This is a genomic window from uncultured Brachyspira sp. (genome assembly GCF_934747485.1).
Taxonomy (GTDB): Bacteria; Spirochaetota; Brachyspiria; order Brachyspirales; family Brachyspiraceae; genus Brachyspira.
Map to the genome: position 1 here is coordinate 18745 of NZ_CAKVGN010000039.1, position 10680 is coordinate 29424.

General features: G+C 26.0%; 13 protein-coding genes and 1 tRNA gene. 10 read left to right on the plus strand and 4 right to left on the minus strand.

Going from position 1 to position 10680, the window contains the following annotated elements:
• Positions 1-11: 11 nt before the first annotated feature.
• Positions 12-731, plus strand: coding sequence for a nuclease-related domain-containing protein (locus Q0H31_RS08140; protein ID WP_295297115.1), 720 nt, complete (start codon positions 12-14; stop codon positions 729-731).
• Positions 732-745: 14 nt separating this feature from the next.
• Here the strand turns inward: Q0H31_RS08140 and treR are convergent, their stop codons facing one another.
• A complete protein-coding gene (gene treR / locus Q0H31_RS08145; protein WP_295297116.1) occupies positions 746-1456 on the minus strand; it encodes a trehalose operon repressor in 711 nt (236 codons plus the stop codon).
• Between the two features lie 344 nt (positions 1457-1800).
• On the opposite strand from treR, the gene Q0H31_RS08150 reads away from it, so the two are divergent.
• The 5 genes from Q0H31_RS08150 to Q0H31_RS08170 all read left to right on the plus strand — a co-directional run bounded on the left by Q0H31_RS08150 (position 1801) and on the right by Q0H31_RS08170 (position 5206).
• Positions 1801-2568 carry a biotin--[acetyl-CoA-carboxylase] ligase gene (locus Q0H31_RS08150; protein WP_295297118.1) on the plus strand — a complete coding sequence of 256 codons (768 nt, stop codon included), beginning with the start codon at positions 1801-1803 and terminating at the stop codon, positions 2566-2568.
• A 23-nt stretch (positions 2569-2591) separates the two neighbouring features.
• The gene (locus Q0H31_RS08155; protein ID WP_295297120.1) at positions 2592-2825 is read left to right on the plus strand and encodes a hypothetical protein; all 234 of its coding nucleotides are present in this window, start codon (positions 2592-2594) and stop codon (positions 2823-2825) included.
• A gap of 69 nt (positions 2826-2894) precedes the next feature.
• Positions 2895-3500, plus strand: a complete 606-nt coding sequence (locus Q0H31_RS08160; RefSeq protein ID WP_295297121.1) for a bifunctional nuclease family protein — start codon at positions 2895-2897, stop codon at positions 3498-3500.
• A gap of 36 nt (positions 3501-3536) precedes the next feature.
• Positions 3537-4700 carry a M48 family metallopeptidase gene (locus Q0H31_RS08165; RefSeq protein WP_295297123.1) on the plus strand — a complete coding sequence of 388 codons (1164 nt, stop codon included), beginning with the start codon at positions 3537-3539 and terminating at the stop codon, positions 4698-4700.
• Between the two features lie 5 nt (positions 4701-4705).
• Entirely contained in the window at positions 4706-5206 is a 501-nt protein-coding gene (locus tag Q0H31_RS08170) for a hypothetical protein (protein WP_295297125.1), read from the plus strand.
• On the opposite strand, the gene Q0H31_RS08175 is transcribed toward Q0H31_RS08170, so the two are convergent.
• The 3 genes from Q0H31_RS08175 to Q0H31_RS08185 all read right to left on the minus strand — a co-directional run bounded on the left by Q0H31_RS08175 (position 5203) and on the right by Q0H31_RS08185 (position 8125).
• Positions 5203-6105, minus strand: coding sequence for a carbohydrate kinase family protein (locus Q0H31_RS08175; protein WP_295297127.1), 903 nt, complete (start codon positions 6103-6105; stop codon positions 5203-5205). The genes Q0H31_RS08170 and Q0H31_RS08175 overlap by 4 nt on opposite strands.
• 32 nt (positions 6106-6137) lie before the next feature.
• The gene (locus Q0H31_RS08180; RefSeq protein ID WP_295297129.1) at positions 6138-8027 is read right to left on the minus strand and encodes a penicillin-binding protein; all 1890 of its coding nucleotides are present in this window, start codon (positions 8025-8027) and stop codon (positions 6138-6140) included.
• 26 nt (positions 8028-8053) lie between these two features.
• Positions 8054-8125: transfer RNA gene (locus Q0H31_RS08185), tRNA-Cys, on the minus strand.
• A gap of 374 nt (positions 8126-8499) precedes the next feature.
• Here Q0H31_RS08185 and Q0H31_RS08190 point away from each other — a divergent pair.
• The 4 genes from Q0H31_RS08190 to Q0H31_RS08205 all read left to right on the plus strand — a co-directional run.
• Positions 8500-9267, plus strand: coding sequence for a TSUP family transporter (locus tag Q0H31_RS08190; protein WP_015274236.1), 768 nt, complete (start codon positions 8500-8502; stop codon positions 9265-9267).
• 174 nt (positions 9268-9441) lie between these two features.
• Complete coding sequence (locus Q0H31_RS08195; protein WP_295297131.1) at positions 9442-10005, plus strand: ankyrin repeat domain-containing protein; 564 nt, start codon at positions 9442-9444, stop codon at positions 10003-10005.
• Positions 10006-10058: 53 nt separating this feature from the next.
• Positions 10059-10190, plus strand: a complete 132-nt coding sequence (locus tag Q0H31_RS08200; protein WP_295297133.1) for a hypothetical protein — start codon at positions 10059-10061, stop codon at positions 10188-10190.
• A gap of 11 nt (positions 10191-10201) precedes the next feature.
• Positions 10202-10680, plus strand: a 479-nt coding sequence (locus Q0H31_RS08205) for an ankyrin repeat domain-containing protein (protein ID WP_295297135.1), incomplete at its 3' end; no start/stop codon positions are given.

Here is a 10680-nt window from a genome sequence, read left to right on the forward strand (position 1 = left end):
TTATAATAATTATGGGATTATTAAATTATTTTACCAAAAAACTTATTCCTAATTTTTTGTATACTGATTCACTTAAAGGAGAAGTTGGAGAATTTGAAGTTAATTCTGCTTTAAATCCATTATTCTTTGGTAAAGCAGAACATAGACAAATAAATAATTTAGTAATAATTGATAGTGATGGAAAGACTCATCAAATAGATCATATAGAAATAAGAACAAACGGAATATTTTGCATAGAAACTAAAAATTATAGCGGACTTATATTTGGCAGTGAAAAAGATAGAAAGTGGACTCAGTGTTTGAGATATGGAGAAAGGAATTATTTTTATAATCCAATAAAACAAAATAAATCTCATATATTTCATTTAAAAAAATTATTGGATAATAAATATAATATTTATTCATTAATTGTATTTACTCAAAACAATGCGGATAAAATAAATATAAATAATGTAATTAATTTGTGTGATTTAAAAAATTATTTAAATAATTTTAATGAAGGAAATAATTATACCATTGATGAAATGGATTATGTTTATGAGAAATTAATATCAAATCATAACAACATTTCAAATTCAGAACATATAAAAAATATAAATTACACAAAACAAGAAATAAGTAATAATATATGTCCAAGATGTAGAGGGGAATTAATTTTAAGAGAAGGAAAATATGGACAATTTTATGGATGCAGTAATTACCCAAATTGTAAATTTACGATAAAAAAATAATAGCAGTAAATAAATTACCTTCTTGCAAAATCCCTGAATTTAAACTTATCTGGTCTATGTCTTGCTGAGGTTATTTGAAAAACTCTAGTATCTGATAAAAAAGTTCTTGATGCTACATTGATTATCATATTATATCCTTTTAAATCTAAAAGTTTTTTATCATTAGAGTTTATTTTTTCGCATGATATTTCTCTTTCAGCATAAGAGATTTTTAATTGCAAATTATTTTCTATATGTTCATACAAAGAATCTTTTAAAATATTTTCATCTATAAATGGTATAATGGAAGCATTGATAAAATCTATATCAAGTATAATATTTTCTCCGTCTATATTTCTTATTCTCTCTATAGCCCACACTTTATCATTATCATTTAATTTTAATGCTTTTTTTACTAATGCTTCAGGTTTTATACATTCGCATCTATTCACTATAGTTTTTACTTTTTTACCATACATCTTTGAAGCAACTTCTTTGAAACTAAATATTCCTCCAAATTCAAAATTGTATATATTAGAATTAATTACTATAGAACCTTTGCCTTTATGTTTTTGTATGCATCCATTATTAGATAACAATTGTAAAGATTTTCTTATAGTATCTCTTGAAGCATCGTATTCCTTCATTAACTCATACTCGCTTGGAAGTATATCCCCTTTCTTGTAATCTCCAAACTTTATTTTATCAAGTAAACTGTTGTATATCTCTTCATATTTTGCTGACATAAGAACCTCTGTTTTAAGGCATTATAATATAAAAAATTATACTTGTAAAGGATACATTAAAACCATAACATTATTTTTTAATTCCCGCCCCATTAATTTTTCTATTTTTACATAAAATTTTTAATTTTATATTCTATAATGCTAAACTAAAAAAGCACGCCCCCCAAGCTTTAATTAAATTATAAATCTATTTCCCGCACGCTAAGTAAAATTATTAATATAAATAAAAGTTGTATTTTTAATTAATTTATATATTTTGTTTAGTTAAACGTGCGGTAAGCAAATTGTAGATTTTTTGTATAAAAGATATTGATTATATTACATTAAAAATGTATAATAAAAACATGGAAGTTAACATATTTTTAGAAAATTTGAAAACAAAAATATACGGCAGAAATTTAAAAGTATTTGAATCCTTAGAAAGCACAAATACTAAGATGATAGATGATTTAAATAATGGTGTTAAGTTGGAAGAGGGTAGTATATACATTGCTTTAAAACAAACAGCAGGCAAAGGCACACATGGAAACAAGTGGATTTCTAATAATGATTTAGGTTTATGGTTCAGTGTATTATTATATACTCCGTTTAAGAAAGAGGCGTTAAGTTTTCTTCCTGGTATTGCTTTAAGTAAATGCTTAAGAGAAAAATATAATGTAAATGCTCATGTAAAATGGCCTAATGATGTTTTAGTAAAAAATAGAAAAATATCTGGAACACTTATTCAAGTTACTCCTATAGAAAATAGAAATGCATGCATCATAGGAACAGGAGTGAATTTATACCATACAAAAGAAGATTTTCCAGAAGATATAAAGCATAAAGCAACTTCCCTTTATATGGAAACTAATGTGAAAATAGAATTATCAGAGTTTTATAAAGAACTTATTACATGTTTTGAAGAAGTATACACAAGCGAAAAAAAATTATCAGAATATTTTAGAGAATACAGTAATATGATAGGCAGAGTTATAAATGCAAAAAAAGATAATGAAGAAATTAGTGCTTTAGTTAAAGATATTACTGAAGAAGGATACTTGATAGTTGAAGTTAATAAAAAAGAAGAAACTTGGATATCAAGAGCTTCTTTGGATATAGATACAAATTATTAAAACTTAATTAATGGATAGTAATTATGAGAAAACCAATACCGTATAAAAAACCAGAAGAAAAAAAGAAAATAGATAAGAAAAATATTATATTATTTATATTATTTGAGATAATAATAATATTGCTTGCTATTGTAACTACTGCTATTATTTCTTTATTATTTACTATTACCCCTTATATAAGTGCTGCTATTAGTGCTTTGATACTTATTTTATTTACTGTTTTTATATCTAAAGAATTTTTATTAAAAAGTAAATAGATACTATGTAAAAAATGTCCTTGACAAATCAAACATATATATTAATATTATTATAAGAGGTTTTTAAAAGTGGTTGAAGCAAAAATACTTAATTTGGCTATAACAGATAAATATTTTATTGTTATGTTAAAGCCTGAAAATACTGAAAAAGTTATTCCTATATCTATAGCTACCTTAGAAGCTCAATCTATCATGACTAGTCTTATAGGCTATAAAAAAGAAAGACCTCTAACTCATGACCTTATTAATAAAATATTTAATACTTGTAATATCAAATTGGTTAATGTTGTTATAGATAATATACATATGGATACATATTTTGCTAAACTTGTTATTGAATATGATAAAAATAATGTTTTTATAGATTCGAGACCTTCTGATGCTATAGCATTAGCTTTAGAGTTTAAATGTCCTATTTATGTGGAAGAGCATGTTATAGAAAAAGCGGGTATTATACTTGAAAATGGGGAAGAGACTCCTGCTGTTCCTTTTGTATATCAGAGATTTGATAATAATAATGAAGAAGAGATTTCTCAGTTAGATAATAATAATAAGGCAGTAAATAATAATATAAAAACCAAAGAAGAAATACAGAGATTGTTGGATCAGGCTATAAAAGAAGAAAGATATGAAGATGCAGCAAAATATAGAGATGAATTAGACAAACTTAATTAATTTATTTGTTGGTTAATAATTTAAGGTTTATAAAAAATGAAAAAATATGTAATAATATTTTTATTTATTATTTCTATAATAGTATATTCTAAACCTTCTGATAAGATAAAATTTGATGAAAATGAATTAACTTCATTAGAAAAAGATTTCTTTACTAAAATAGATAATGGCGATACAAATGACATAGAGCTATATTATGATGGCTTTATCATAGCATCTGGAATTACTGACGAAGATGAATTTAATTTTTATAGAGCCAAATTAGATGATATTAGAAATATGGCAAAAGATGAGCTTTCTGGGTATGTAAATGAGGGGGCTTATGATTTTGGAAATAGGCTTTTATTATGGATATATGATAGAGGTATCTTAAAAAAATATTTTGAAACTTCTACTTTATTTCAGGATATGATTTCTAAGGGCGAGTATAATTGTTTAAGTTCTTCTATACTTTATTATCTTCTTTATAGCGAGTTTGGTTATGAGGTTAAAGGAGTATTAACTTCAAGTCATGCTTTTTGCACTGTTTATACAGAAAAGGGTCCTATTGATGTTGAAACTACTTTAGCTAAAGGCTTTAATCCCGGTACTAAAGAGATAAGGAATACAGGCTCTTCTACAATCGTTACTTTTGTGCCTAAGCAAAACTATAACAATAGAAATGAAGCAGATATTCTAACTTTAATAGCAACATTATATCCTAATTCGATTTCATTAAGAAAAATAGAAAATGACTTAGATAAGCAATTAACTATGGCTAAAAAAGCTTATTATTTATCTCAGTATACTGAGATGTATAATGATAATTTAGTTAATGCTTTTAATAGAGCAGCATTGGATGCATTAAGAAAACGCCATTATGAAAAGGCATACACTTATCTTAAAGAAGCATATGAGTTTAACCCTAATAATACTATGACTAAAAAAAATACAGAGCATTATTATAACACAATTGGGGCAAGTTATTTAAATATGAAAGATTTCCCTTCAGCAATAAATATATATAAGCAAGGAATAGAAGATTTAGGAGAAAATACCACTGTTTTAAAAAGAAATCTTAAAGTTTCATATTATAATTATGCTGTTACAGAATATAATAGCAAAAGATATAATAATGCTAATACTATAATAGAAGAGGCGTTAAAAATATTTCCTAAAGATGCTGATTTTACAAGACTTCTTAGATCTATACCTAAATGATTATTATGAGGTTAATTATTGCTTTTTTTGTTTTGTTTAATATGCATATTCTTTATGCAGAAGATTTACAAAATTATAATTTAAATAAAACTTTTAGAATAATAAGAAAGTTTGATAATTTGCTTTCATCAGATAATAAAGAATATGTTTTTTATATAGATGCCTCTTATGTATTTTCGCCTGAGGGCAAGTTAATATACAGCAACAATATTTATACTGCACAAAAGTTTTTAGAGAATAACTCTGATGATATGGTTTATAATGGAGTAATAAAATCGAGTACCCCGCCAGAAAATTTTATTTATCTGCTTCTTCATAAAAGATTATATGATTATATGTCAAAAAATAAATCTAATTATATAGATAAATTAATGCAAACTAATTTGCAAATATTTTATGATGATATAAAGGAATATATCTTTAAAGAAGAAATATATACTGGTAATTTTAAGTATATAAGGTTCTTAACTAAAACTAAATATAAATACTATACTGGCAAAGATTAAATATTAAATAATTTTTTTATTTCCGCAGTATTATATTTTGCAGTACCGCCTTTTAATTGCACCATTTGTTCAGATACAGTTGAAGCGAAATCAAGCACTTTTCTTATATCTAAATTATTTAAAATAGCGTAGCTTAAAGCAGCCGCAAATGAATCGCCAGCTCCAACAGTGTCAACTACTTTTACTTTATTTGAAGGCTTAAATATATATTCATTGTTATAAAGCACAGAAGCACCCTCTGCTCCAAGTGTTAAAAATATATATTCAATGTCAAAATCTTTGCTTAATGTTTTTAATAATTTTTCATTATCATTTTCTAATGTTGGATAGAATATATTTTTTATAGTGTAAAGTTCATCATCATTTATTTTTAATATATTAATAAACTTTAATGCTTCTTCTATTTTTTCTTTGGTATAATAAGTTTTTCTAAAAGTTACATCGCATATTTTGTATTTAGAATCAATATTATTATATATTTTTTTTATAGTGTTATATGAACATTCATTTCTTTGAGATAAGATATTAAAATAGAACAAATCATATTTTTCTTTTAGAGCATTTTCTATCTTTTCATTATATTCTATATTATCCCAAGCGGCATCTTCATGAATTATATAATCAGGTACTTTTTTTTCATTAAGAAATACAGTAGCTTTTCCTGTATTATATTTATTATTTATTTGTATTAAAGAATAGTCAATATTTTCTTTTTTTATAAAATCAATAGCATCATTAGATAATTCATCATTACCCAATGCTGTTATAAACTTTAATTTATCATTATCATTTAAAAGTCTAGATAGTTGAACAGAATAATTAAATGGTGCTCCTCCTATTACAGATACATCATTATATACATCGTATAAAAGTTCTCCAAATGTAAGTATATTAAACATTTTATATAATCTCCTTAAAAAATTATTATTTATTATCGGTCTCTATTAGGAGCTTTAAGATTAAGCCTTATTATTTCTTCATTTGATATTACACTTCCAGCTTGAGGACTATAATCATAAATATATCCTTCACCTTGAACTACTATTTTGGCATTATTATTAGAAACTATATAAGATATATTGTTTAAAGCGTCTCTTAATGAAAGACCGTATATATTAGGCATAATGTTATTAGTATATATAATATTATCTTTTGGAACTAAAGATAAAAATTCATTTGTGTTTATAGTATGTATTTCTCCATCAACAAGTCCTAAATATGGAATTATTTGATTTGCAACCTGAGCAAAAAGCGGAGCAGCCACTCTTCCAGCAGCGAGTCCTCCAGAACCTTTAGGGTCATCTAATAAAACTAATATAGAAACTTTAGGGTCTTCTAATGGAAAGCCTCCTATAAATATGGATTGATAATATTTTTCAGCTCTATCTGTAGAACCAGCTCTGTATACTTCTGTAATAGCGGTACCTGTTTTTCCTACAACATCTATATTAAGCAAATTAGCTCTGCTTCCTGTAGAGCCTGATTCAACGCCTTTTCTAAGCAGAAGTCTTGCTATTTGTGAATATTGTTCGTCTATTATTCTTTCTTTTTTTAGGTTGTTGGTTAATATTAATTTTTTTTCTCCGTCATAAACAGAATCTACAACATGCATTTGAACTTTATATCCGCCGTTTAGAAGCGGTAAATATGAAGAAGCTATTTGCATAGGAGTTACACTCAAATCATATCCTATTGCTAAATAACCGCGTGAAAACCTGTGCCAATCTTTTAAATCATGATATATCCCAGTCCATTCATTTTTATATCTTCCAATTACATCTGTAGCATCTCCAAATCCGAATCTTTTTAAGTACTCATATAAGAATTTTTTATCTACTCTCTCAGCAACTGTAACAATTGCATAATTGCAGCTATATTTCAGTATATCATTAAAAGCAACTTTACCATGCGGATAATCACAATGTATGCGGGTTTGCTTGCTATAGTCATAATATCCATTACAATAAAAAAGTTCATCAGTATTAGCAACCCCTTCTTCTAAAGCAGCAAGTTCTACAAATATTTTCATTGTAGAACCCGGATAAATAGTGCTCATTATACTTCTATCTAATCTTTCATTATTAACATATATAAATGGATTATTTGGGTCAAAAGACGGATAAGAATAGTTGGCTATAATAGCACCAGTATTTACATCAGACACTATGAAAGTAACAGATTGCGGAGATTTTTCTGCTACAGTTTTTAGTACTTCATTTCTTACTATAGTTTGTATATCTCTGTCAAGGGTTAATACTAAATCCTTTGCTTTATCATTTACAGAAGATAATACATTCTGATAAGTAGCTTCTAATCCGGCATAGCCTTCTGTTTCAGATTTATTCATATACCCTATAACATGAGCGAATATATCTCCATATGGATAAAATCTCTTATAGCTTTCATCACCGTATATACTTCTAATATTATATTTATCTTTTACTTCTTTTATCTTATTATAAACATCTAAGCTAATATTTTGTGCTAATCTTATAGTTCTTCTTTTGTTTTTAAGCATTTCTGCGAATTTTTCTTTTGTAATTCCAAGTAATCTTAATATTTCATCATATCCCTCATTTACATTAACGCCTTCTTTTCCGTCTAATTCTGACACAGAATGAGTATCTATATATATAGTATATGCTGGTATATTTATGGTGAGCGGTCTCATTTTTGAATCATATATAGTACCTCTTGGTCTGTATAAATCATCAAGGACTTGAGTTGATCTTCTTTCTTTGATAGTTAGAACATAAAGCTTTTGAGTAAGCATAAGAACGATAACGAGGAAGAATATGGCAAAAATATATATTTTTTTCATTATATTTACAAAAAATTAAGAAAATGAGGCGGCGAACGGATTCGAACCGATGAATAAGAGTTTTGCAGACTCCTGCCTTACCACTTGGCTACACCGCCATATATTTTGATTAGTATAGTATATAATAATTAAATTAAAAAGTCAATAGATTATATAAAATCTTATCTGTAATAATTTATTAATATTTTATTTTTGCTTTGCCATATTCTTCTAATAAAAACTTTTAATATTAAATTTAAAAGCTTTTATTTTTTGATTTTTAATGCTATATTTTTTCTTATTTGAATTATATTGTTTCATAGGTATTTCTTTTTATTTGTGCTAATTTGAATTATAATGCATATTTACTTTTTTTAATAAAAATGTGCAATATATATCATTACTAAACATTTTTATTAAACTAACTAATTTGACAAAAAATCATCAAAGATATAATATCTTTCGTTAATAAAAAATTATTGGTATTATTATCATGCTTAGTATAGAAAATTTAATTATAGTGATTATAGGATGTTCAATAGCTGGTTTTGTTGATGCTGCTGCCGGAGGAGGCGGGCTTATAAGTTTGCCTGCTTATTTAATAGCTGGTATTCCTCCGCACACTGCATTAGCCACAAATAAACTTACTTCCACATCTGGAGCTGTAGTTTCTGCTTTTACATTCTTTAAAAATGGAAAACTTACAACAAAGCTAATAAAGTTTTTGATACCTATGACAATATTAGGTTCTATTGTAGGTGTTCAGGTTATTGTGCTTATAGATGCAAAAGTATTGCAGCCTTTAATAATGATACTTATCCTATTAGTAGGGCTTTATACTCTATTTTCAAAAACTTTCGGCACGGAAAATTTATTTGATGAAAACAATCTCAAAGCTAAAAACTATATAATAGGGATGTTTTTTGCTTTTCTTCTTGGTTTTTATGATGCGGTATTTGGTCCAGGTACAGGAAGTTTTTTAATAATGTTTTTTGTACTATATTACAAAATGGATTTTCTTCTTGCCTCTGGTAATGCTAAGGCTTTGAATCTTACAAGTAATTTATGTTCATTAATAATATTTGCTATAGAGGGAAAGGTTAATTATATGGCTGGTGTATTTGTTATACCGTTTATAATGACATCAACATATTTTGGTGCTAAATTTGCTATAAAAAAAGGAATAAAAGTTATAAAACCTATATTTGTAACTATATCACTATTAACTACATTAAAAATTTTAATTGATATAATAAAATAAAACTTTTGTATTTTAATGAATTTATATTTTTATAAATTAGAAATATATTTTTCAGCATGTTCTATCTTAATGCTGTTAATTTATTAAACTAAAAACTATTTATGATTCTTAAACAATAAAATTATTGAGAAAAATTAATATTTTGCTATACTTATATATTATTGAGGTTATAAAATGAGAAATACTTTATTACTATTAATATTTTTTATATTATTTTCATCGAATTTATATAATATAACTCCCGATGAACAAAGTTTTTTATTTTGGGCTAGTTATGGTCATATGGGTAAAGTTAAAGATTATGTGTATAATAAAAATGTGCATATAAATGTGCAGGATAATGAAGGCAATACCGTTCTAATGAGAATAGCCTCTCTAAAAGCAATCACAAAAGAAAATATGCAAGTAGCAGAGTTTCTTATAGATAGAAAAGCTGACCTAAATGTTGTAAATAATGACAGACATACTGCTTTAGTTTTAGCAATCAATAATAATAATACAGAAATAGCAAGACTTTTTGTAGAGAAAGGTGCTAAGCTTGATATAGCCGACAGAAATGGATATACTGCTTTAATGTGGGCAATAGAAAAAGAAAATGTAGAAATGGTAAAACTTCTTATAAACAAAAGAGCAAATATTTATCTTAAAACAAAAGACGGCAAAACAGCTTACAGTATAGCAAAAAAAACAGGAAACAGCCTTATAATAAGAATGCTTGAAATTGCTGAGGCAAGTTAATATATTTCAATATAAATTTGCATATAGATTTTTCCAACAATAGAGATTATTTTATGAGTGAATATACAAAAAATAAACCTGCCAAATCTGGAATAAAACCTTGGATGCCTTTCAGCAAGATATCATATAAGGACTATTGGGAAAAACTTAAAAAAGAATATTTAAAAGAGATAAATAAAAATTAATGGAGGTATGTATGAAAAAGATATTATTAATATTTGTAATAGTGTTATTTAATGTATCCTATTTATATTCCAAAACTACTATAGAAGAATATTTTTTATCCTATGTAGTAAGAGGAGATGCTAAAAAAGTTTTATATTATATAAATGATGAAGATGTTAATATAAATTATCGGGATGTAAATGGAGTAACTCCTTTAATGCTGTCTATCATAGCTAAGCAAAACGAAATAACACAAATACTAATAAAAAATGGTGCTAATCTTGATTTAAAAGATAATGATGGTTTAACAGCTTTATTCTGGGCTATTATACAAGATAATACAGAAGCAGTAAGAATGCTTATCAATGCAGGTGCTAATCTTGATTTAAAAGATAATGAAGGCGAAACAGCTTTATTCTCGGCTATTATGAACGATAATACAGAAGCAGTAAAAATGCTTATCAATGCAGGTGCTAATCTTGATTTAAAAGATAATAAAGGCAGAACAGC